The organism is Paracidovorax cattleyae, assembly GCF_900104515.1.
Lineage (GTDB): Bacteria > Pseudomonadota > Gammaproteobacteria > Burkholderiales > Burkholderiaceae_C > Paracidovorax > Paracidovorax cattleyae.
In genome coordinates, this window is sequence record NZ_FNJL01000002.1 from 254,979 (window position 1) to 275,647 (window position 20,669).

Annotated in this window: 20 protein-coding genes, 1 tRNA gene and 1 pseudogene; 10 read left to right on the forward strand and 12 right to left on the reverse strand. The window is 67.1% G+C overall.

The features are described from left to right. Positions 1–35: 35 nt before the first annotated feature. The 3 genes from BLR05_RS02645 to BLR05_RS02655 form a co-directional block, all read right to left on the reverse strand. Positions 36–950: an ABC transporter permease gene (locus tag BLR05_RS02645; RefSeq protein ID WP_092832137.1), complete on the reverse strand. Its 915-nt coding sequence runs from the start codon at positions 948–950 to the stop codon at positions 36–38. Positions 951–965: 15 nt separating this feature from the next. Further along, a complete protein-coding gene (locus tag BLR05_RS02650; protein WP_092832138.1) occupies positions 966–1,949 on the reverse strand; it encodes an ABC transporter permease in 984 nt (327 codons plus the stop codon). A gap of 166 nt (positions 1,950–2,115) precedes the next feature. Further along, positions 2,116–4,056 carry a sigma-54-dependent Fis family transcriptional regulator gene (locus BLR05_RS02655; protein ID WP_092832139.1) on the reverse strand — a complete coding sequence of 647 codons (1,941 nt, stop codon included), beginning with the start codon at positions 4,054–4,056 and terminating at the stop codon, positions 2,116–2,118. Between the two features lie 337 nt (positions 4,057–4,393). Between BLR05_RS02655 and BLR05_RS02660 the strand changes: the two genes are divergently transcribed. From BLR05_RS02660 to BLR05_RS25645, 3 genes are all read left to right on the forward strand, one after another. Then, positions 4,394–6,196 (forward strand): NAD(P)/FAD-dependent oxidoreductase, encoded by a 1,803-nt coding sequence (locus tag BLR05_RS02660; RefSeq protein WP_092832140.1) that lies wholly within the window; start codon positions 4,394–4,396, stop codon positions 6,194–6,196. 87 nt (positions 6,197–6,283) lie between these two features. Beyond that, positions 6,284–7,351 (forward strand): 2,3-butanediol dehydrogenase, encoded by a 1,068-nt coding sequence (locus tag BLR05_RS02665; protein ID WP_092832141.1) that lies wholly within the window; start codon positions 6,284–6,286, stop codon positions 7,349–7,351. A gap of 181 nt (positions 7,352–7,532) precedes the next feature. After that, positions 7,533–7,784, forward strand: coding sequence for a hypothetical protein (locus tag BLR05_RS25645; RefSeq protein ID WP_143015848.1), 252 nt, complete (start codon positions 7,533–7,535; stop codon positions 7,782–7,784). Between the two features lie 434 nt (positions 7,785–8,218). On the opposite strand, the gene BLR05_RS02670 is transcribed toward BLR05_RS25645, so the two are convergent. The 3 genes from BLR05_RS02670 to BLR05_RS02680 all read right to left on the reverse strand — a co-directional run bounded on the left by BLR05_RS02670 (position 8,219) and on the right by BLR05_RS02680 (position 11,899). Then, on the reverse strand, positions 8,219–9,421 hold the full coding sequence (locus tag BLR05_RS02670) for an AAA family ATPase (protein ID WP_092832142.1): 1,203 nt from the start codon (positions 9,419–9,421) through the stop codon (positions 8,219–8,221). Positions 9,422–9,704: 283 nt separating this feature from the next. Further along, complete coding sequence (locus BLR05_RS02675; RefSeq protein WP_092832143.1) at positions 9,705–10,904, reverse strand: M20 aminoacylase family protein; 1,200 nt, start codon at positions 10,902–10,904, stop codon at positions 9,705–9,707. Next, positions 10,901–11,899: a Bug family tripartite tricarboxylate transporter substrate binding protein gene (locus BLR05_RS02680; RefSeq protein WP_092832144.1), complete on the reverse strand. Its 999-nt coding sequence runs from the start codon at positions 11,897–11,899 to the stop codon at positions 10,901–10,903. Before BLR05_RS02680 ends, BLR05_RS02675 begins: the two co-directional genes overlap by 4 nt. Positions 11,900–11,997: 98 nt before the next feature. Here BLR05_RS02680 and BLR05_RS02685 point away from each other — a divergent pair, with 98 nt between their 5' ends. The 4 genes from BLR05_RS02685 (at position 11,998) to BLR05_RS02700 (ending at position 14,675) form a co-directional block, all read left to right on the forward strand. Continuing rightward, complete coding sequence (locus BLR05_RS02685) at positions 11,998–12,888, forward strand: LysR substrate-binding domain-containing protein (RefSeq protein WP_092832145.1); 891 nt, start codon at positions 11,998–12,000, stop codon at positions 12,886–12,888. Between the two features lie 148 nt (positions 12,889–13,036). Further along, entirely contained in the window at positions 13,037–13,252 is a 216-nt protein-coding gene (locus BLR05_RS02690) for a DUF3606 domain-containing protein (protein WP_092832146.1), read from the forward strand. A gap of 77 nt (positions 13,253–13,329) precedes the next feature. Beyond that, positions 13,330–13,773: an RrF2 family transcriptional regulator gene (locus BLR05_RS02695; protein ID WP_092832147.1), complete on the forward strand. Its 444-nt coding sequence runs from the start codon at positions 13,330–13,332 to the stop codon at positions 13,771–13,773. Between the two features lie 2 nt (positions 13,774–13,775). Further along, positions 13,776–14,675 (forward strand): NAD(P)/FAD-dependent oxidoreductase, encoded by a 900-nt coding sequence (locus BLR05_RS02700; RefSeq protein ID WP_092832148.1) that lies wholly within the window; start codon positions 13,776–13,778, stop codon positions 14,673–14,675. Here the strand turns inward: BLR05_RS02700 and BLR05_RS02705 are convergent. Further along, entirely contained in the window at positions 14,665–15,276 is a 612-nt protein-coding gene (locus BLR05_RS02705; protein ID WP_092832149.1) for an NAD(P)H-dependent oxidoreductase, read from the reverse strand. The two genes, BLR05_RS02700 and BLR05_RS02705, sit on opposite strands and share 11 nt — an antisense overlap. Before the next feature lie 73 nt (positions 15,277–15,349). Here BLR05_RS02705 and BLR05_RS02710 point away from each other — a divergent pair, with 73 nt between their 5' ends. Further along, positions 15,350–15,958 (forward strand): TetR/AcrR family transcriptional regulator, encoded by a 609-nt coding sequence (locus BLR05_RS02710; RefSeq protein ID WP_092832150.1) that lies wholly within the window; start codon positions 15,350–15,352, stop codon positions 15,956–15,958. 10 nt (positions 15,959–15,968) lie between these two features. Here the strand turns inward: BLR05_RS02710 and BLR05_RS02715 are convergent, their stop codons facing one another. Then, the gene (locus BLR05_RS02715) at positions 15,969–16,592 is read right to left on the reverse strand and encodes a TetR/AcrR family transcriptional regulator (RefSeq protein WP_092832151.1); all 624 of its coding nucleotides are present in this window, start codon (positions 16,590–16,592) and stop codon (positions 15,969–15,971) included. Between the two features lie 106 nt (positions 16,593–16,698). Between BLR05_RS02715 and BLR05_RS02720 the strand changes: the two genes are divergently transcribed. Continuing rightward, positions 16,699–17,934 (forward strand): MFS transporter, encoded by a 1,236-nt coding sequence (locus BLR05_RS02720; protein ID WP_092832152.1) that lies wholly within the window; start codon positions 16,699–16,701, stop codon positions 17,932–17,934. Between the two features lie 64 nt (positions 17,935–17,998). On the opposite strand, the gene BLR05_RS26735 is transcribed toward BLR05_RS02720, so the two are convergent. Next, a complete protein-coding gene (locus BLR05_RS26735) occupies positions 17,999–19,054 on the reverse strand; it encodes a hypothetical protein (protein WP_196289140.1) in 1,056 nt (351 codons plus the stop codon). 369 nt (positions 19,055–19,423) lie between these two features. On the opposite strand from BLR05_RS26735, the gene BLR05_RS02735 reads away from it, so the two are divergent. Then, positions 19,424–19,813: an ester cyclase gene (locus tag BLR05_RS02735; RefSeq protein WP_092832155.1), complete on the forward strand. Its 390-nt coding sequence runs from the start codon at positions 19,424–19,426 to the stop codon at positions 19,811–19,813. A 110-nt stretch (positions 19,814–19,923) separates the two neighbouring features. On the opposite strand, the gene BLR05_RS02740 is transcribed toward BLR05_RS02735, so the two are convergent. The 3 genes and pseudogenes from BLR05_RS02740 to BLR05_RS02745 form a co-directional block, all read right to left on the reverse strand. Continuing rightward, positions 19,924–20,011 (reverse strand) — tRNA-Ser (locus tag BLR05_RS02740). Positions 20,012–20,210: 199 nt separating this feature from the next. Continuing rightward, positions 20,211–20,318, reverse strand: a complete 108-nt coding sequence (locus BLR05_RS27575; protein ID WP_353615656.1) for a DUF6232 family protein — start codon at positions 20,316–20,318, stop codon at positions 20,211–20,213. A gap of 134 nt (positions 20,319–20,452) precedes the next feature. Further along, positions 20,453–20,669: pseudogene (locus tag BLR05_RS02745) on the reverse strand (IS5/IS1182 family transposase); the annotation flags it as partial.

A 20,669-nucleotide genomic window follows, 5' to 3' on the forward strand; every position in this document is an offset into this window, starting at 1 on the left:
GATGGCGGGTGCGGGGGCTGCAGGGTGCGGCGGGGTCAGCGGCCACGCAGCCGGGGGTTGAAGGCATCGTTGAGCCCGTCCCCCAGGAGGTTGAGCGCCAGCACGGTGAGCACGATGGCCAGGCCGGGCAGGGCCGTGAGGTACCAGGCGGTGCGCAGCAGCTCGCGCCCCTCGCCGATCATGCTGCCCCACGAGACGGCATTGGGGTCGCCCATGCCGAGGAAGGACAGGCCCGATTCGATGAGGATGGCGCTCGCCACGAGCACCGAGGTGGTCACGATGACCGGCGGAAGCGCGTTGGGCAGCAGCTCCTGCACGATGATGCGCAGGTGGCCGAAGCCCTGGCTGCGCGCGGCGAGGATGAACTCGGCCTCGCGCAGGGCGCGGAATTCCGCCCGCACCAGGCGCGCGATCACGGGCCAGGATGCCAGGCCGATCGCCAGCACGATCACGGGGACCGAGGGCTGGCCGATGGCCACCACCACGACCACGAAGAGAAACGAGGGCACGGTCTGGAACAGCTCGGTGATGCGCACCAGCACGTCGTCCACCAGGCCGCCGAAGTAGCCGGCCGCCGCACCCACCACGATACCGATCAGCAGGCTGAGCGCGGCCGCCACGACACCCACGGCCAGCGACACCCTGGCCCCGTGGGCCAGCCCCGCGGCCACGTCGCGCCCCAGCGAGTCGCTGCCCAGCGGGAACCGGGCGTCCTGCCCGGGCCACAGCAGGGGCGGGGCCACCATGTCGAGGGGGTCGCCGGGATACAGCCACGGTGCGCTGAAGGCGAGGATGACCATGAGGACGAGCAGCACGGCGCCCGCCATCGCGAAAGGGTTGCGCGCCAGCGCAAGCAGCGACGCGCGCCGGCTGGTGGCGGGTGCGCGATCGGTGTGTGCGGGTGGCGAAGCGGTCTCGGCGGCCGGCAGTGCGTGGAACGGTGTGGACATGGCGGTCGGGCGGGGTCAGCGGACCTGGATGCGGGGATCGAGCACGGCGTGGAGCAGGTCCACCAGCATGTTGGCGAGGATCACGAGCAGCGACGACAGCAGCAGGATGCCGAGCAGTACGGTGTAGTCCCGCGCCATCACCGACTCGAAGGCCAGCCGGCCCAGGCCGGGCCAGTTGAAGACGGTTTCCACCACCACGGCCCCGCCCAGCAGCGTGCCGAAGTGCATGCCTGCCACGGTGGTGACGGGAATCAGCGCATTGCGCAGCACATGGCGCAGCGTGACGGCCAGCGGGGCGAGGCCCTTCGCCTGCGCGGTGCGCACGAAATCCTGGCGGCTCACCTCCAGCATGGATGCGCGGGTGAGCCGCGAGAAGATCGCGATGTAGAAGCCGGACATCGCCAGCGTTGGCAGCACCAGGTGGCGCAGCGCATCGGTGGCCGCGGCCCAGCCGGTGGCCCCGCTGCCGATGGTGCCGCTGCCGCCCGTGGGCAGCCAGCCCAGGTGAACGGAAAACAGCACGATGGCCATCAGGCCGAGCCAGAAGCCGGGCGTGGAATACAGCAGCAGGGCCAGCACCGAGAGCAGGCGGTCCGGCCAGCGTCCCGCATGGCTGGCCATGGTGCAGCCCAGCGTGATGCCCACTGCCAGCGCGAGGCCGAGGGCAGCCAGCATCAGCAGCAGCGTATTGCCCAGGCGCCCGGCGATCAGTTCGGTGACCGGCATGTTGTAGCGCGGCGAGGTGCCGAGGCTGAAATGCGCGAGGTGGTTCAGGTAGCTGGCCAGCTGCTGCAGCAACGGCATGTCCAGGCCGAAATGGCTGCGCAGCTGGGCCATGCTTTCCGCGGTGGCGGAGCCCGACTCGGCGGCGATCACGTCCGCCGCATCGCCCGGCACGAGCTGCAGCAGGAGGAAGTTGAGCACCACCACGCCGAACACGGTGGGCAGTGCCTGCCACAAGGTCCGGCCGAACGCCCGGAGTGCGAGCTTGAGTCTCATGGGCGCAGGTGCAAGGGGAAGGGAGGGGAGCGGGGCGGTGCCGTGATGGCAAGGAACGGCAGGGAAGGGCGGATGGAAAGCCTTCCAGGACTGTAGGCGGCAGGTGGCGCGGCCGGAACGAAGATTCGTGACTATGCTTATGCGTTGCGCGAGCCAATCGGGCGGCTCATCGCCAGCGGGCATGCCGCACGCCCAGCTGCAGCTGCTGGATGCGGCGGTGGATGGTGGAGCGGCTGACGCCGAGCTGGCGCGCGGCCTCCGAGACGTTGCCCTGGCATTGTTCGAGCAACTGCTCCAGCGCCTGCGCGGCGGGCTCGCCGGTGGGGCTGGCCAAGGCCGTGCCGGGTGGCATGCCGCGCAGCGCATCAGGCAGGTGTCCGGGCTCGATGGTGCCGTCGCCATCCTCCCCGCACAGGGCAGCGGCGTAGCGCAGCGCGTTGTGCAGCTCGCGCAGGTTGCCGGGCCAGGCATGCGCGGCCAGCACGGAGCGGGCCGCGTCGCCCAGGTGCAGGTGGCTGCCCAGGTTGGCCAGCATCCGGTCGGCGATCACCTGCAGGTCGCTGCGCTGGCGCAGCGCAGGCAGTGGCAGTTCGGCGGCGTTGAGCCGGTACAGCAGGTCCTCGCGGAAGCTGCCGCGGCGCGCCAGTTCGGCCAGCGGGCGGTGCGATGCCGAGATGAAGCGCACGGACACCGCCTGTGGCGCGCGGGCGCCCAGCGGGGTGATTTCGGATTCGGACAGCACCCGCAGCAGCTTGGCCTGCAGGGCCGGTGGCATGTCGCCGATCTCGTCGAGAAACAGCGTGCCTTCGTGCGCCGCGGCGATCAGGCCCTCGCGGCCCCTGGCTGCTGCCCCAGTCCAGGTGCCGGGCAGGTAGCCGAACAGCTCGCTTTCCAGCAGCGCCTCGGGAATGGCCGCGCAATTGATGGCGATGAAGGCGCCGCTGCGGCCGCTGGCGGCATGCAGCGCGCGGGCCAGGTATTCCTTGCCCGAGCCGGTCTCCCCCTGCACCAGGATGGGCAGCGTCTGCGGCGCGAGCCGGGCCGCCTTGCGCAGCAGCGCCCGCAGTGCCGCATCGCCCGTGTCCAGCGCCTGCAGTGCCGGGGGCAGCGGGGGCTCGGCCGGCGTGGCCTGCGCGGGCGCATGGCCCACCCGGCGCTGGGGCTCCATGGCATGGGCGAAGAGGATGCTGCCGTCGCGGGCGCGGATGATGCGCTCCTGCGCGGGGCGGTTGCGGCGCAGCTCGGGCAGGTGGCGCAGGTCCACGTCGAAAAAACGCTCCAGCGGCTGGCCGATGAGTGTGTGGCGCTGGCGCCAGTCCAGGTGTGCGGCGGCTGCCAGCAGGCGTGCGCCCGCGTGGGTCATGGCGCGGATGCGGCCGCGTGCATCGACGCTGATGGAGGCGTCGGGATCGACGTCGAGAAAATCGGGCGACTGTGCCAGGCGCACCACCCAGTCGTGGCCGGACTGCGCCATCAGGTTGGCGTGCTCCACGCGCCGCGCCGCGGCCGCGACGAGGTTGAGCGCCAGGTTCTGGCTGGCCCGCTCGGCGGGGGAGCGCAGCAGCGACAGGTCGAGCACCGCAGCGAGTTCGCCGCGCAGGTCGTAGATGGGCGCGGCGGTGCAGGACAGGCGGGTGTGCGTGAAATCGAAATGGTCGCTCTGGTGCACGGTCAGCGCTTCGCCCGTTGCCAGGCAGGCCCCCACGGCCGAGGTGCCGGAATGCTCCTCGCGCCATTGCGCACCCAGGTACAGGCCCGCGCGGCGCAGGTCGCCGGTGTCGGCTTCGTGCCCCAGGAAGTCCACCGCCACGCCGTGCCGGTCCGCCAGCAGCAGCACGTAGTCCAGGCCCTTGAGCTGCTGGTAGAGCCGCTCCAGCGCATGGCGGGCGATGTGGATCAGCGGGCCGGATTCTTCACGGTGTGCGCGCAGCTCGCCATCGGGAACGATGTGGGCTTCGCTGGTTTGCGCCGGATCGAGCCGATGGTGGTCGATGCAGCGGCGCCAGCTGCGCAGCACGGCGCGGTCGCGATCCTGGCTGCCCGTGGGGTAGCCCGAGCCGAAGGCTTCGATTTCCTGGACGTGCGAGGTGTAGGACTGCAGAGGCATGGCGTGGAGTCGATGCGGTCTTGTCTTGGAACGTGCCGTGGGGATTGTGTGCCCGGTGCCGTGCCGCGCCCATCGAGATTTACCCATTGCACCTGCTGCGCTGCAGCACGCGGAATGCGACAGGTGTCGCACGGTGCGCCGCCTGTCGCATGCAGCGACCGTGGTCTGCCGGGCAGGCGACGAAGGGTTTGCACCAGAGGTGCGCTCCCAACCCCTTGATTTGCCTGGCATTCGGTGCAGGTCGGCAGGGCCTGGCGGATCTGGCATGGCGGTTGCCTTGAGCAACGCTGCCCGGACAAAAAACCAGCGGGCACGACCACTATCCAAGGAGACAACGATGACCGATACGACGGCTGCAGCCCGCGCCCAGGCGCTGCTCGACCGACTCAACCGCGCTCTGGCGGACCGCGACTTCACGGTCGCGAGCCGCCTGTTCGCCGGGGAGTGCTACTGGCGCGACCTCGTGCTGCTCACCTGGAACATCAAGACCCTGGAAGGGCAGGGCCAGATCGCCGGCATGCTGGCCGCGCAGCTGGATGCCGCCGCGCCCGTGCGCTTTGCGCTCGACGAGCGCGAGACGGTGGAGGAGACCGATGGCGTGGTGTCCGCCTGGATCGTGATCGACACGCGGCATGCGCGCGGAGGCGGCCATGTGCGCATCCGGGACGGGCGCATCTGGACGCTGCTCACGGCCGCCCAGGAACTGAAGGGGCATGAAGAACCCCTGGGCACGCGCCGCCCCATGGGGGCCGAACACGGCATCCGGCGCGGCCGCCAGACCTGGCAGGAGCGCCGCCAGAAAGAAGCCGAGGAACTGGGCCGTGACACGCAACCTTTCGTGCTGGTCATCGGCGGAGGGCAGGGCGGCATCGCGCTGGGCGCGCGGCTGCGCCAGCTGGGCGTATCGCACATCGTCATCGACCGCCACGCGCGCCCGGGCGACCAATGGCGCAATCGCTACAAGTCGCTGTGCCTGCACGATCCCGTCTGGTACGACCACCTGCCCTACCTGCCGTTTCCGGACAACTGGCCCGTGTTCGCGCCCAAGGACAAGATCGGCGACTGGCTGGAGATGTACACCCGGGTGATGGAGGTGAACTACTGGCCGTCCACCACGTGCCTGAACGCCCGCTTCGATGAAGACAGGCAGGAATGGGAAGTCACCGTGGAGCGCGATGGCGAGACGCTGGTGCTGCGTCCGAAGCACCTGGTGTTCGCCACCGGCATGTCCGGCAAGGCCAACGTGCCCAGGATCCAGGGCCAGGAGGTGTTCCGGGGCGAGCAGCAGCACTCGTCGCAGCACCCCGGCCCGGACGCCTATGCCGGCAGGAAGGTGGTGGTGATCGGCGCCAACAATTCCGCGCACGACATCTGCGCGGCCCTGTGGGAGCACGGCGCCGACGTCACCATGGTGCAGCGCTCGTCCACGCACATCGTGCGCTCCGATTCGCTGATGGAGATCGGCCTGGGCGACCTGTATTCGGAGCGCGCCGTGGCCGGCGGCATGACCACCAGGAAGGCCGACCTCACCTTCGCCTCGCTGCCCTACCGCATCATGGCCGACTTCCAGGTGCCGGTGTACGACCGCATCCGCGAGCGCGACGCGGAGTTCTACCGCAAGCTCGAAGCGACCGGCTTCATGCTGGACTTCGGCGACGACGACTCGGGCCTGTTCATGAAGTACCTGCGCCGCGCCTCGGGCTACTACATCGACGTGGGGGCCTGCGACCTGGTGATCGACGGCAGCATCAAGCTCCAGGCGGGCAAGGAGATCAGCCACCTGTCGGAGAACGCCGTGGTGCTGGACGATGGCACCGAGCTGCCGGCGGACCTGGTGGTCTATGCGACCGGCTATGGCTCCATGAACGGCTGGGTGGCCGACCTGATCAGCCAGGAGGTGGCGGACAAGGTGGGCAAGGTCTGGGGCCTGGGCTCCGACACCACCAGGGACCCGGGGCCATGGGAAGGCGAGCAGCGCAACATGTGGAAGCCCACGCAGCAGGAGGCCCTGTGGTTCCATGGCGGCAACCTGCACCAGTCGCGCCACTACTCCCTGTACCTGGCGCTGCAGCTCAAGGCGCGCCAGGAAGGCCTGCCCGTGCAGGTCTATGGCCTGCAGCAGGTGCACCACTTGCGCTAGCGCAAGGGCCGAATGTGCCCGCCGGATCACGATGGACGGCAGTGTGCCGTCCTGTCCCCCCCACCTGACCAATCAGAAAGTTGAATCATGAAAGCAGCACGTTTCCACGACCGCGGCGACATCCGCATCGAAGACATTCCCGAACCCGTGGTGGAGCCCGGTACCGTGGGCATCGAAGTGGCCTGGTGCGGCATCTGCGGCACCGACCTGCACGAATTCATGGAAGGGCCGATCTTCATCCCGCCCTGCGGCCACCCGCATCCCATCTCGGGCGAATCCGCCCCCGTCACCATGGGCCATGAATTCTCCGGCGTGGTCTATGCCGTGGGTGAAGGTGTGACAGACATCCAGGTCGGCCAGCACGTCGTGGTGGAGCCATACATCGTGGCCGACGACGTGCCCACGGGCCCGGGCGACCACTACCACCTGTCGAAGAACATGAACTTCATAGGCCTGGGCGGGCGCGGCGGTGGTCTCTCCGAACGGATCGCCGTGAAGCGCCGCTGGGTGCATCCCATCTCCGACGCGATTCCGCTGGACCAGGCCGCGCTGATCGAGCCGCTCTCGGTGGGCCACCATGCCTACACCCGCAGCGGCGCCAAAGCGGGTGACGTGGCACTGGTGGGTGGCGCCGGCCCCATCGGCCTGCTGCTGTCCGCCATCCTGAAGGCCAAGGGGCTCAAAGTCATCGTCACCGAGCTGAGCGCCAGGCGCAAGCAGAAGGCGCAAGAGTCCGGCGTGGCCGACCACATCCTCGACCCCTCCGAAGTGGACGTGGTGGCCGAGGTGATGCGCCTCACCGACGGCAAGGGCGTGGACGTGGCCTTCGAATGCTCCAGCGTCAACCAGGTGCTCGACACCCTGGTGGCCGTGACGAAGCCTACGGGCGTGGTGGTGATCGTCTCCATCTGGAGCCACCCGGCCACTATCAACGTGCACAGCGTGGTGATGAAGGAGCTGGACGTGCGCGGCACCATTGCCTACTGCAACGACCACCAGGAGACCATCCGGCTGGTCGAGCAGGGAAAGATCAACCTGGAGCCCTTCATCACCCAGCGCATCCAGCTGGAGGACCTGGTGGCGAAGGGGTTCGACACGCTGATCCACAACAATGAATCGGCGGTGAAGATCATCGTGCAGCCGCGGCTCGAATAGAGTGCGAAGTACCCTCGACGCGCTGAGAGGGAGCTAGAGGGCGCGGGTCGATAGCAGCCCGCGGCATAGAACTGTTGAGGATGGGCAGCAAGGCGTCAACCCCAGCCATAGCCGCAATGCCAGTCAGTTAACCCGTTGGCCCGGAGGGGGCTGCAATTACTGGGAATGCGAGGAGCATGGCTTGCTCGAAGGCCTGTGCTCGGGTACACATGGCGGTCACGCTGTTCCAGTGCTTGGCGACGGCATCCGCTGCGGCGAGGCGGCTCGCGCGCTTCTTCTTGTCCACACGCAGTTTGATAGGCAGGCTTGCCATTTGGGGTTCAATCCGCAGATTGCATTCGAGATCGGCGAGCAAGGCATGATCGTCAGGCAGTTTAGCTGCAGCCTGCCAAGCGCCAGTATTCATTGCCGGGATGCACACTATCGTCTTTGAGCCTGGCACTGCAGGTTGCAGCCATGCCAGCAATACAGCGTGCAAGTCATCTGACTGGAGGGGGGCGGGGGGGGCTGTGGACAGGACATGGCAAAGGCCTCCAGCCTTTGCTGACGGCGTCTGCATCTGTGTAGGGCGGGCGCAGGTCTGCATAGGAGAACGTAGCCACGTCCGCATCCAATTGGATGACGATGCAGTCGAAGTTCGATAGGGTGGGGTCTTCATCGATCGGCCTACCATTGGGCTTACTGCGGGTTGCCTGTTGCTGGCACCACTTCAAGACCCCGCCCCACCCGGTGCCCATATCGGGTTTGGTCGCTTCGGGCTGTAGTTGTGTCAGCACGAAGGTGCGGGGAGCAAGAACATGCCTCAATGCAGCCTCAATCACTTCACGCTCTGTCGGGCCTTCGCCGACCAAGGCAATTCGCAGCGGACTAGACATTCGGTACCGCCCCCAGGTGCCCCATCGTCCACAAGCGCGAAAGCGGGTAATCGCTATTCAGCGCCTTCAACTCTGGTGTCGGATTCAGCCTTCGAACCACGGTGTGTCCGTTGCTGTCTCGGTCCACGGCGAACAGACGAACTTCGTCATTGTCCAGATCTAGTCCGTCAAGTACCGCAGGGTTGTGAGCCGTAAACATTAGCTGCCGGCTGTGGCCAACTGTGTCGTTCGCAACCAACGGCACCCGAGTCAGCCAGCCCGCCAGCCGCGTCGTCAACGCGGTGACCAGCCGCGGATTCAACGCCTGATCCAGATTGTCGATGGCGATCATCGCAGGGCTGCGCGGCGACAAGCACAGTGCGGCGGTAAACAGTACATACAGTACACCTTCGCTGGCATCAAAAGCCGTTAGTTCGTTACGGCTGGCGGCCATAAAACGATCGGTGAACTTTAAGACTTCTTGGCTACGTGCTACTGATGGGGATAGCAGCGCCTGCACGCTGCGCGAGGTTCCGACATCCGCAGCCCAATCGACCAGGCGAAGAAGGTCATCCAGTAAATCACCTTGGGATTCTTCAGCGAAACGTTTTAAGTCGGATATCGCCTCGGCCAGTCGTCCTCCTGATAACCCCAGTGGTTCGCGTGTCTGTTGGTCAGGCAGGATGCCACGCAAAGTGGGTGTGTTGGGACAGTAGATCGCGTATTGCTGCAGTTGTTGCAACATCAAAGCCGCCGGGCTTTCAGGAGGCAACTCTACCAATCTAAGCGCTGCGAGACCAGCCTTCGGATTGAGATTGATTTTGTTGCGGACCCCGTCGGTCAGAATGGTTCTCCGACCATCTGTCAGCGTCTCGGTCTTGAACGACCAAGCTGGGTCTGGAGACTCCAGCGGGTTCAATAAACTGACCTTGTAAGTTGCGCCACTCTGCGCTACAGCTTCCAGACCAATGTGCGGCAGACTACGAAAGTCATGGAAAGACGATTTGAATAGTCGAGGCAAGCCAGGGCGCACGCCACGACGCTGCAGGGCCTCGTCGTCCACAGCGCCATTGGCTGCTGCCCCCAGAACGCCCAGGGCCTCCAGCACGTTGCTCTTGCCTACGCCGTTTGCACCAATGAAGCAGTTCACCACACCCAGCTCGATATCCAGTTCAGTGATGGACTTGAAGCCGCGAATCTTCAGTTTCCGAATCATTTTTCTTCTCCAGTGATGGCTTGCGACGGAGGGGGAACGAGCATTCGCTTAAAACGGCGGACCTCAGCGTCCAACAGCGAATTTCCTATTCAGCACCACCTGGAGCTACCGCTCCGTTAGCCTGAACTCGATGTCTTCTGTGCATGCTCGAAAGGTTGGCGATATTGTCGCAGCGCTTGATGGCGCTCGACGGCTAGTGCGGTTGAAGCTCTATACCAATGACTCTGAAGATCATCCGTGCAGCCGCGGCTGAAGTAGGCAGAGAGCGCGATGGTGTCCGGGCTCACCGCAAGAACCGCTCCGCCAACTGGCACCAGAAGGCAGCCCCGTAGGGCAGGATGCCGTCGTTGAAGTCGTACTTGGGGTTGTGCAGGCCGCGCCCGCCCTCCGCAGGGCCGTTGCCGATGCGCACGAGCGCCCCCGGGCGGCGCTGCAGCATGTACGCGAAATCCTCGCTGCCCATGAGCTTTGGGAACTCCGCGTCCACCGCCTCCGGCCCGACCAGGTCGATGGCCACCTGCGCGGCGAGCTCGGCTGCGCCGGCGTCATTCTCGACCACCGGGTAGCCTTCCACATAGTCGATCTCGGCCCGGCACCCGTGCGCTTCTGCCGTGCCCGTGACGAGCGCGGTGATGCGTTCCTTGAGCAGCGCGCGCACCTCTGCCGAGAACGACCGGACGCTGATGCCGATTTCGGCCTCCGCGGGAATGACGTTGAGCGCGTCCCCGGCACGGAGGCGGCCCACCGTGACGACGGCGGGTTCCGACGGATCGACATTGCGCGCCACCACCGTCTGCAGGCCCATGACGATGGCGGAGGCCGCGACCACCGGGTCCACGGCCAGATGGGGCCTGGCCGCGTGCCCGCCGAGGCCGATCACCTGGATGAACACCCGGTCGCCTGCCGCCATGAACGGCCCCTTGCGCACGAGGAACCGGCCCGGGGCCGCGCCCGGGTGGTTGTGCAGGGCGTACACCGCATCGCAGGGAAACCGCTCGAACAGCCCGTCCTCGACCATCGCCTTTCCGCCGCTGTCGAAGCCGCGCTCCTCGGCGGGCTGGAAGATCAGGTGCAGCGTTCCGGAAAAATCACGGTGCCGGGCCAGGTACTTCGCAGCGCCCAGCAGCATGGTCATGTGGCCGTCGTGGCCGCAGGCGTGCATCCGTCCTGGAATGCAGCTGGCATGCGGAGCGCCCGTCGCTTCCTGGATCGGCAGGGCATCCATGTCCGCGCGGATGCCCAGGGTCTTCGTGCCCTCGCCATGGCGGAGGCTGCCGACCAGGCCCGTGCCGCCGATGCCCCGGGTGACCTCGTATCCCCACTCGGTGAGCTTGCCCGCGATGAAGTCGGATGTCGCATGCTCCCCGAACGCTAGTTCCGGGTGCTGGTGCAGGTGCCGTCGCACGGCGACCAGCTCCTGTTCGTAGGGCAGCAGCTGGTCGATGCGCGTATGGGCGCGGCGTGGGTCTGGGGATCGGGTCATTCGAGAACGATGTGGTTGGCTTGGGCGATGCGCTGGTAGAACTGGATGCGCTCGGCGATCTCGGCCTGGTAGGCCTGGGGCTTCACGTCCTCCGGCACCATCATGCCCTTGTCTTCCCATACGCGGCGGGTCGCAGGGTCCTGCAGGACTTTCCGCATGGTCTGGTAGAGCTTCTGGACGATGGCGTCCGGGGTCCTGGCGGGCGCGGCCAGCCCCGTCCAGGATGTCAGGTTCAGGTCCGGCAGCTTCAATTCCGAAAAGGTCGGCACGTCGGGAAGCTGCGGCACCCGCTGCGGAGAGGCCACGGCCAGGGCGCGCAGTTTGCCGGCACGGATGTTCGCCAGGTTGGACGACAGGTTGTTCCAGGTGACCTGCACCTGGCCGGCGATGAGGTCGGTCACCGCGACGCCGGCGCCGCGGTACGGAATGTGCGCCATCGGCATCTTCGCCTGGCTTTTCAAAAGCTCCATGCTCAGGTGGGAGACCGATCCGGTGCCGGCGCTCGCGTAGTTCAGCGATCCCGGATGGGCCTGCGCATATTGCACCAGGTCGGCGAACGAGCGCACCGGCAGGTCGGCATTCACCAGCAGCACGTTGGCGAGCCGGTCGATCAGCGTGATGGGCGCGAAGTCCTTCACCGCATCGTAGGGCAGGTTGGCATTGACGGCCGGGTTGACCACGTGCGTGCTCTGCGACGTCACGATCAGCGTGTACCCGTCGGGCCTGGCCCTCGCCACATAGACGGAGCCCATCGCGCCGCCCGCGCCGCCCTTGTTGTCCACGACGACGGGCACGCCCAGTTCGCGGCCCAGGCGGTCCGCCATCAGCCGGCCCGAATTGTCCACCAACCCACCGGGCGCGAACGGCACCACGAGCGTGATGGGCTTCTGGGGATAGGCGGCGGATTGCGCATGCGCCGGGGACAGCGGCGCCATGCTCCCCGCTGCCGTGGCGGCGGCTGCCATGCCCATGAAATCGCGTCGCTTGATCTGCATGTGGTGCCTCGGTGAAGATGCCGCGAGGTTAAGAAAACGGAGCGCCGGGAACAAACGACAAATACGCCTCGGGTGTTGACATGGTGTAATTGCCCGCCATGAAGATCCATTCCCCGTCGCTGGTGGAACTGCATGCGTTCCTGGCCGTCTGCCGGCACGGCAGCTTTCGCCGCGCAGCCGATGCGTTGTGCGTGACGCCCGCGGCCGTGAGCCGTGCAGTGCAGCGCCTGGAGGAACACCTGCAGGGCGAACGGCTCTTCGAACGCTACGTGACGGGCGTGGCCCTGACGGCGCGGGGCGCGCAGTTGCGCAAGCTCACGGAGCGGCATGTGCTCGCGCTGGAATCGGCCGCGGAGACGATGGGGCGCTCGGCCGCGCCGCAACGCGTACGGCTGAGCGTGATTCCCACATTGGGCATCCAGTGGCTCATGCCCAGGCTGCCCGCGTTCAGGGTGGAACACCCGGGCATCGAGATCGAACTGCGCCAGTTCAAGCACGACGAGGATTTCACGCGGGACGACGTGGACCTGTGGATCGAAGTCAAGCGGCCGCAGCGCAGATGGCCCGCGCATGTCCGCACGCGCTACCTGCTGGGCCGGGAGTTCGTCCCGGTGTGCGCGCCAGGCCTGCGCCAGCGGTACCGTGATCCGCAGGATCTGCAGGCCGCCGCCTTGCTCCACCACACCAACTTTCCCGACAACTGGGAGCGCTGGTTCGCCAAGGCGGGTGCACCGTGCACGCCGCGGCTCGGGCCGGGGTTCGACCTGACGATGCACCTGATCATCGCGGCAAAGGCCGGGATGGGGGCCGCCGTCGTGCCTTGCTGTCTGGTGGAGCGCGAGCTGGCGGGTGGGGAACTGGTGATGCCGTTCGACATCGAGGTGTCCTGCGGACGCGGGTACTTCCTCTGCTCGCGGCGTGACGGCCCCCCGTTTCCCGCACTGCAGAAGTTCGCGGGGTGGCTGGAGGCGCAGGCAGTGGTAGGGTGATGGCACGACGCGCTGGTGGCGCCAGCAGGAGCGCGGCAGTGGCACGGCGCTGTCCGCCTTCCGCGATGGTGCTTCGGCCTACATCGGTGGTACTCGGTGCCACTTACTCTTGGATCTCGCCATGCCGCCAACCAGACCAGGAGTGAACATGCAGTCATCCGCAGCCAAGCCAGACCTCGTGAACCTCGAGGATCCCGATTCCGTCGCGCGATGGGTCAAGGAACTGGACACGACCGAGAGCCAGTTGAGAGACGCCGTCGCCCAGGTGGGTACGAAGGGCGCCGATGTCGAAATGCATCTCAAGGGCGCCCGCAGCTCCACCAATGAAGACCGCATGAAGCAGGCGCCCCCCAGGGAGCGATAGATCAACGGAGTGCCGACGGCGGGGGCTTTGCGGGCCCTGGCTTGACCTCTCGCTTCAAATGAAACATCATAAGTTGCATGAAACGCGACAGCCGCCTCTCGTCGGTCCTCCACGCCCTGCTGCACATGGCCGGGCAGCCGGGTCCCATGACCTCCGACGCCCTGGCCCGGTGCCTCGGAACCAATCCCGTCGTTGTCCGGCGCACCATGGGTTTCCTGCGGGACGCCGGCATCGTCCAGTCCGAAAGAGGCCACGCGGGTGGATGGCGCATCCAGGCCGACCTGCGCGCCGTCACCCTCCGCCAGCTGCACGAGGCCCTGGGCGAGCCGGCGATGTTCGCCATCGGCAACCGCCACGAGGCGCCGGAGTGCCTGGTCGAGCAATCGGTGAATGCCGCGCTCGAAGGCACGTTCGCCGAGGCCGAGGCGTTGCTGCTCCAGCGTTTCTCCGAAATCACCCTGGCCGATCTCGCCGCCGACTTCGCGCGCCGGCATGCGGCCGTCAGGCGCACGAGGAAATGAGCATGCAGCATGACGCCATCGTCATCGGCGGAAGTTATTCGGGCATGGCCGCGGCCCTGCAACTGGTCCGCGCGCGGCGCGGCGTGCTGGTGATCGATGCCGGCAAACGGCGCAACCGGTTCGCCAGCCACTCACACGGGTTTCTCGGCCAGGATGGCGTGCCACCGGGCGAGATCGCGGCACAGGCGCGCCGCCAGCTCGAAGCCTATCCCACGCTGGCTTGGCGCGACGGACGGGCCGGGGCGATCACGGGGCCACTGGACGGATTCGTGGTCACGATGGCCGACGGCACTTCGCACCATGCACGCCGCATCCTGTTCGCGAGCGGGGTGGCCGACCAGCTTCCCGCGGTACCGGGCCTGGCCGAGCGCTGGGGGCAGTCCGTCTTCCATTGCCCGTACTGCCACGGCTACGAGCTGAACCAGGGGCGCATCGGCATCGTCGGCAGCAGCCCGCTGTCGCTCCACCAGGCCGAACTGCTGACCGAATGGGGTGACGTGACGCTGCTCGTCAACGGAGCCGTGGAGGTGGGCCCCGGGATCCGCGCGAAACTGGAACACCGGGGCGTGGCCATCGAGCCGGTGCCCATCGACCGCATCGCAGGCCATGCCGACGTGCTGCTGGCCGACGGGCGGCTGCTGCCCTTTGCAGGCCTGTTCGCGGCGCCCCGCACGTCGCCATCGAACGCCCTGGCCGAGGGCATGGGCTGCGCGCTGGAAGACACGCCCATGGGCATCCAGGTCCGCACCGACGTGGAGAGCAAGACGTCGGTCGCCGGGGTGTTCGCCTGCGGCGACGTGGCGCGCGTGCCCCATTCGGTATCGCTGGCCGTGGGCAGCGGGGCCATGGCGGGCGCCCAGGTGCACCGCTCGCTGGTCTGGCCCGAGACGCTCACGCCGTGACGCCACCCGGGCCGTGCTGCGCGAATGCGTTGCGGCCCAGCTCCCGCGCCGCGGCGATGTGGGATGCAGCGCTCTCGCCATCGACGCCATACAGGATCCTGGAAGTGACCACCCTGGCTCCGCAGTAGTCGAAGATGCCGTGGTCGATCTGGGTGCGCAGCGCCGCGTCGTAGCCATGCCGCGCATACGTTCCCTCGTCAGCGGCGCCGATCCCGACCAGGTGGACGGCAAGACGGCCGAGCCGCTTCTCGATGGCGCCTTCCGGGGTTTCCGAATACGCCCACCCGTTGGAGAACACGCGGTCGATCCAACCCTTGAGCTGCCCTGGAAACGACCACCAATAGACAGGGTACACAAGCACCAGCGCATCGGACCGGTCGATGCGCTCCTGCTCGCGCAGGACGTCGGACGGAGCGGATGCCTGCAACAGGAACGTGGCCCGGTCCGCAGGATTGAAGGCGGGCTGGAACCCCTCTGCCGCGATGTCTGCCAGCTCCGTGGTGTGCTTGCCGGACTCTTCGACGCCCTCGGCAAACGCGTGCGCGACAGCGTGGGTGAGCGATTGTGGATCGGGGTGGCTGGCGACGATGAGGGCGCGCATGGGAGGTCCTTGAGGAGGGGTTTAAACTACCGTTGGTATGTTAGCAGGTTAAATTACCTTTGGTAGGTTATCGATGTCCAACCACCCGACGAAGCCGGACGCGGGCCGTGCGATCCAGCGGCGCCTTCCCAAGGAGGCCCGGCAGCGCCAGCTGCTGGATGTCGCCTGGTCCATCGTCCGCAGCGAAGGCAGCGATGCGCTCACGCTGGGCTACCTGGCCGAGCGCGCGGGCGTGACGAAGCCTGTCGTCTATGACCATTTCGGGGCGCGCAACGGTCTGCTCGCGGCGCTCTACGAGGAGTACGACAGCAGGCAGCATGCCCTGCTGGACGAGGCCCTTGCCGCCTGTGCCAGGACACTTCCAGCAGTGGCCAAGGTCATCGCCGCGAGCTACGTCGACTGCGTCATGACCATGGGGCGGGAAATGCCGGGCGTGAGCGCGGCGCTGACAGGCTCACCGGAGCTGGAAGCGTTGAAGAAGGAGCATGAAACCCTCTTCATGGACAAGTGCCGCCGCGCGCTCGAGCCTTTTGCGAAGAAGCCCCTGAAGCCGGCCGCCATGCGCGCCATGCTGGGGGTGGCCGAAGCGGTGTCCTTCGCGGCGCTGGCGGGGGAGGTGGATCCGGTGGATGCAGAGAAGGAGATCTACGACGCGATCCGGCGGATCACGAAGAGGGGTTGATGCCGCTCCGTCACGCGGTCCTGGCGCGGTGAGCGGCTGCGTCCCAGACCTGCATGACCTCGGTCACCGCGCTGTCCAGGGCCGCCGACGTCAGGCCATCCCGTGCCAGGGTGGACAGGCCGACCAGGAAGCTCCCGAACACCATCGCCAGCGCGCGCACGTCCGTGCCGGCCGGCAGCTCGCCCGACTCCACCGCGCGCTCGACGCAGGCTGCGATGCCCTCGCGCGTGCGTGCGCGTGCCTTGGCCAGCAGTTGCTGCACGTGGGCATGCTCGGGCGAGCAGACGGCGGCTGACAGCACCATCAGGCAGCCCTTGGGGTGGCCGCGTTCGCTCTGCATCTTCGCCGAGCGGCGCAAGGTCCGTTCGATGGCTTCGCGTGCCGGAACGCGCCCGTCCCACAGGCTCTCCTCCACGCGCCCGTGCGTGGCCAGGTAGTGCGCCACGACCTCCTTGAACAGCGCCTCCTTGGAGCCGAACGCCGCGTAGAAGCTGGGGGCGGTGATGCCCCCGCCGATGCCGGCCTTGAGCTGGGCGAGCGAGGTGGACTCGTAGCCATGCTCCCAGAAGATGTGCATGGCCTGGTGGATGGCCTCGTCACGGTCGAAGCTGCGGGGGCGGCCCATTTGCGCCATGAAGAACTCCTTTGGGGGACCAGATAAATACTAGTCGATACAAAAGTCGTTGACAAGGGTTGGCGGGCATCGCTACATTTGTACCGATCGATATTAAAGTGGTGCAATGACCGAAACCATCCTCTCTCCCTGCAAGGGCGCGACATGCCCTGCCGATGCCGGACGACTGCCGATAGCGGCCCTGCTGGCCCTGGCCATGACCGGCTTCATCTGCATCGTGACCGAGACGCTGCCGGCGGGCCTGCTGCCGCAGATCGGTGAAGGCTTGGGTGTCTCCCAGTCGTTCGCGGGGCAGATGGTGACGGCCTATGCCCTGGGGTCGCTGCTGGCCGCCATTCCCCTGACCATCGCCACACGCGGCTGGCGGCGCCGCAACGTGCTGCTGCTGACCATCGTGGGGTTCCTGGTCTTCAACTCCGTCACGGCGCTGTCCTCGAACTACGGGCTGACGCTGGTGTCCCGCTTTTTCGCCGGCACGGCGGCGGGGCTGGCCTGGAGCCTGCTGGCGGGCTACGCGCGCCGCATGGTCGAGCCGCACCAGCAGGGGCGCGCCATGGCCATCGCCATGGTGGGAACACCCGTCGCGCTCTCGCTGGGGGTCCCGCTCGGAACCTGGCTCGGTGCCGCAGCCGGCTGGCGCACCGCATTCGGCATCATGTCGCTGCTGACGTTGGCGCTGATCGTCTGGGTGCAGGTGAAGGTGCCCGACTATCCGGGCCAGTCAGGCCGCGAACCGATGCCGCTGCGCCGGGTGTTCACGACGCCGGGCGTGCGCCCGGTCCTGGGCGTCGTGATCGCATGGATGCTGGCCCACAACATCCTCTACACCTACGTGGCGCCGTTCGTGGCTCCCGCCGGCCTGGCGGCCCAGGTGGACAGGGTCCTGCTGCTGTTCGGGCTCGCCGCGCTGGTGAGCATCTGGATCGCCGGCCGATGGGTCGATCGCCGCCTGCGCTCGGGCGTCCTGGCCAGCCTTGCCGCGTTCGCCCTGACGGCGCTGGCGCTCGGCCTGTGGACGGCTTCGCCCCTGGCCGTCTGCGCGGGCGTCGCGGTCTGGGGGCTGACGTTCGGCGGCGCGGCCACTTTCCTGCAGACGGCCCTGGCCGATACCGCGGGCGATGGCGCCGACGTGGCCCTGTCGATGAACGTGGTGGCCTGGAACGGCGCGATTGCCGGCGGAGGCCTGCTGGGTGGCGTCCTGCTGGACACCCAGGGGGTTGCGTCTCTCCCCTGGGCTGTCCTGGCGCTGCTGTCGGTCGGCTGGCTGGTGGCCTGGTCCGCCCGCTCGCGGGGCTTTCCTTCCGGTCCTCGGTCGTCCAGCATGGTGGTGGCGGGCCATTGAAGCACGTGCTGTCGGCCCGGCACCACCCGTGTCCTGGAATCGGGCCCCGGAGGAAAGCGTTGCCTCAGTTCGGGAAGGCGACGCCGACCAGCGGGCTGCGCAGGCTGGCCGCGTTGCGCGCCGACAGGGTGTAGGTGCTGCTGTCGTCGGTCGAGAGGTCGCTCACGAAGAAGAAGCCTTGCGCGGCACGCTGGTTCATGGCGGCCAGCTTCTGGTCCGCCGTCTGCTGCAGGCTGACGGCGCTCAGGTCGTATTCGACGGCGCCGTTCTGCGCCGAGCTCTTCTCGAAGACCTGCCCGATGGCGCCGCCCTGCAGCGAGAACGCGCCCAGGTAGAAGCGGCCCTGCGCACCCTGTTCGTTCAGCCGCTGGCGCAGCGCGTCGCCGCTGGCCATGCCGCCGGAGCCGGACACGGGGATCACGGTGTAGGAATAGGTGGTGGCGCTGGAGTCCCTGGCGTAGAGGTTGAAGCTGTCCTGGCCGGCGCCGATCGGGCCGACCAGCCGGAAGCCCCGAGCGCCTTCTGCGTTCAGCTGGGCCTGGAAGGCATCGCTGCCCAGGCTGCCGGAGATGGCCTGCCGCTCGTAGGAATAGGTGGCGCCGCGCGCCGCGTCGCGCACCGTCAGCAGGCTGATGCCCGGGCCGTCTCCGGACATGTAGGGCCCCTTGAAGACGAAGCCGCGTGCGCCCTGCTGGTTGAGCTGGGCCACCAGGCCATCGCCCGAGTCGGCCTGCGCCACCGTTTCATAGGTCAGCCGCGAGCCGCTGTGCGCGGTATCGGTTACGTAGAACTCGTTCTGCGCGCTGCCTCCCGTCACCATGGCCGACAGGTAGGCATAGCCGCGCGAGCCCTGGTCGTTCAGGGCGGCCAGCAGCGCAGCGCCGGAGGCGGCGGGCTGGACGATGTACTGGCCGGTGACCTGGGGTGGAGGAGTGGTGCCGCCACCGCCATTGCCGCCACCGCCACCATTGCCACCACCGTCCACGCCTCCACCGCCGCCGCCGCCGCCGCCATTTCCGCCGCCTCCGAAGACGTCTCCTCCGCCGCCGCCTCCGCAGGCGGCCAGGCAGGCAGTCAGGGCAAGGGCCGCAGCGCGGCGGGTCATGGCGAGAGCATTCATGGAAATCCTTGGGGTGCTAGTGAGTGGGGGGCGGCAGTCCGTCCGGTTGCATCGTTCGTTGCAACGCATCGGAGCGCACGCCAGTGCAAAGGAAAATTATTGGCACCAAGGCCGAGCAGAGTTCACCCCGCCAGCGCATGGGTTCTGTTTCACGCTGTAGCCCGGCGGATTCGCCGAGTGTCCTGTCGAAGCTTGGAGGTCCACGATGGCCCCCTTTGAAACCGCTGGAACTTACATTTGCTGACACCTTCCGCTCGATGCCTGCGCCTTATCTTGGCATGGCACGACGGCCGGAAGGCCGCCGCTTGCAGGGCGGCAGTTGCCTGAGTCCTAGGGAGCCGATGGACGAAAACACGTTGGAGAACGCAATTGCAGGCTACGAACACCCAAGACTTCTACCTCGCATACATCGCTTGTCTCAATGCGCAGGACTGGCCCCGGCTGGGCGACTTCGTCGAGGCCGACGTGCGCCACAACGACCGCCCGCTCGGCCTGACGGGCTACCGGGCGATGCTGGAAAACGACTTTGCCCGCATCCCTGACCTTCGCTACGAAGTGGAGTTGCTGGTCGCCGATGGGAACTGCGTGGGGAGCCGACTGGGGTTCAACTGCTCGCCACAGGGCGAGTTCCTGGGCCTGCCCGTGAACGGCAGGAGGGTCGTGTTCTCGGAAAACGTGTTGTACGAACTGCGCGATGGCAAGATCGCCCGGGTCTGGTCCGTCATCGACAAGTCGGCGATTGAAGCGCAGCTGCCATGAACTGGAGGAAAGTGGCCGCCGCGAGCGGCGCCCACGTTTCCAATGTCGCGCGAGATTTTTCGCTTCCGCCACAGCCGCACAGCCGTTGCGGCACCCGCTGGGGGCTGAACTGGCGGAGACTGTGAGATTCGAACTCACGGACGGTTGCCCGTCGGCAGTTTTCAAGACTGCTGGTTTAAACCGCTCACCCAAGTCTCCGCAGGCCGTGATTCTACGCTGTCGATGGGGCTGCGCTCGGTCCCCTCCGTCCCAGCATCCCACCTTCCCAGCGACCGCAGCAGGCCTTGATTGTCGCTGTTCGCGGTGGGCACCCCAGAGGGGGCCGCGGTAAATTGAGCGAGCCGCAAGGCGCCTCGGCCCAGCCTCCCTACCGTGACGTTACGGTCAGGCAGCAGAATTACCCCCGATGAACTATGGCTTCATTGAGAGCTGAAACTACCTTGTCAAGGTACTCCTTCTGTTGCGTCGTCAGAGCTTTTGTCTCGCCACCCGACGTACGAAGCATGATGGGAACCTCTCACAACCCCTGATCCGAGCCCAGCATCAAGGCTATCCGCACACATTCACCTGCTTCGGGAGCGCGATAGCAACTGCCCTGGGGACGATCCCCGTGCTCAGGGGCCTTTCGGCCCCAGCGACTCATGCGTTCGCCGTGCGCGGGCGCACCTGTGCCTTGCAGGCGCCGCTTTTGAGTTTGAAGAATGCATCCACTCCCCGGTCCAGGAAGGACGCCAGGCGCTTCATGTTGTAGCAGGCGGCCATCATCGTCATGCCCACCGTGGCCCGTGCCTGCCCGATCGTGCGCACGAACTTGCCGCCCAGGTGACGGAGACCGGCAAACACATGCTCCACCTTG

What these genes read in the sequence shown, in the direction of transcription:
- BLR05_RS02680 (WP_092832144.1), bottom strand. Translation starts at nt 11,899, where the DNA reads ATGCAGATCAAGCGACGCGATTTCATGGGCATGGCAGCCGCCGCCACG.
- BLR05_RS02705 (WP_092832149.1), bottom strand. Translation starts at nt 15,276, where the DNA reads ATGCGCGCCCTCATCGTCGCCAGCCACCCCGATCCACAATCGCTCACC.
- BLR05_RS02695 (WP_092832147.1), top strand. Translation starts at nt 13,330, where the DNA reads ATGAAACGCGACAGCCGCCTCTCGTCGGTCCTCCACGCCCTGCTGCAC.
- BLR05_RS26735 (WP_196289140.1), bottom strand. Translation starts at nt 19,054, where the DNA reads ATGAATGCTCTCGCCATGACCCGCCGCGCTGCGGCCCTTGCCCTGACT.
- BLR05_RS02650 (WP_092832138.1), bottom strand. Translation starts at nt 1,949, where the DNA reads ATGAGACTCAAGCTCGCACTCCGGGCGTTCGGCCGGACCTTGTGGCAG.
- BLR05_RS02655 (WP_092832139.1), bottom strand. Translation starts at nt 4,056, where the DNA reads ATGCCTCTGCAGTCCTACACCTCGCACGTCCAGGAAATCGAAGCCTTC.
- BLR05_RS02645 (WP_092832137.1), bottom strand. Translation starts at nt 950, where the DNA reads ATGTCCACACCGTTCCACGCACTGCCGGCCGCCGAGACCGCTTCGCCA.
- BLR05_RS02675 (WP_092832143.1), bottom strand. Translation starts at nt 10,904, where the DNA reads ATGACCCGATCCCCAGACCCACGCCGCGCCCATACGCGCATCGACCAG.
- BLR05_RS02710 (WP_092832150.1), top strand. Translation starts at nt 15,350, where the DNA reads ATGTCCAACCACCCGACGAAGCCGGACGCGGGCCGTGCGATCCAGCGG.
- BLR05_RS02700 (WP_092832148.1), top strand. Translation starts at nt 13,776, where the DNA reads ATGCAGCATGACGCCATCGTCATCGGCGGAAGTTATTCGGGCATGGCC.
- BLR05_RS02685 (WP_092832145.1), top strand. Translation starts at nt 11,998, where the DNA reads ATGAAGATCCATTCCCCGTCGCTGGTGGAACTGCATGCGTTCCTGGCC.
- BLR05_RS02690 (WP_092832146.1), top strand. Translation starts at nt 13,037, where the DNA reads ATGCAGTCATCCGCAGCCAAGCCAGACCTCGTGAACCTCGAGGATCCC.
- BLR05_RS02665 (WP_092832141.1), top strand. Translation starts at nt 6,284, where the DNA reads ATGAAAGCAGCACGTTTCCACGACCGCGGCGACATCCGCATCGAAGAC.
- BLR05_RS02670 (WP_092832142.1), bottom strand. Translation starts at nt 9,421, where the DNA reads ATGATTCGGAAACTGAAGATTCGCGGCTTCAAGTCCATCACTGAACTG.
- BLR05_RS02715 (WP_092832151.1), bottom strand. Translation starts at nt 16,592, where the DNA reads ATGGCGCAAATGGGCCGCCCCCGCAGCTTCGACCGTGACGAGGCCATC.
- BLR05_RS27575 (WP_353615656.1), bottom strand. Translation starts at nt 20,318, where the DNA reads ATGCTTCGTACGTCGGGTGGCGAGACAAAAGCTCTGACGACGCAACAG.
- BLR05_RS02720 (WP_092832152.1), top strand. Translation starts at nt 16,699, where the DNA reads ATGACCGAAACCATCCTCTCTCCCTGCAAGGGCGCGACATGCCCTGCC.
- BLR05_RS02660 (WP_092832140.1), top strand. Translation starts at nt 4,394, where the DNA reads ATGACCGATACGACGGCTGCAGCCCGCGCCCAGGCGCTGCTCGACCGA.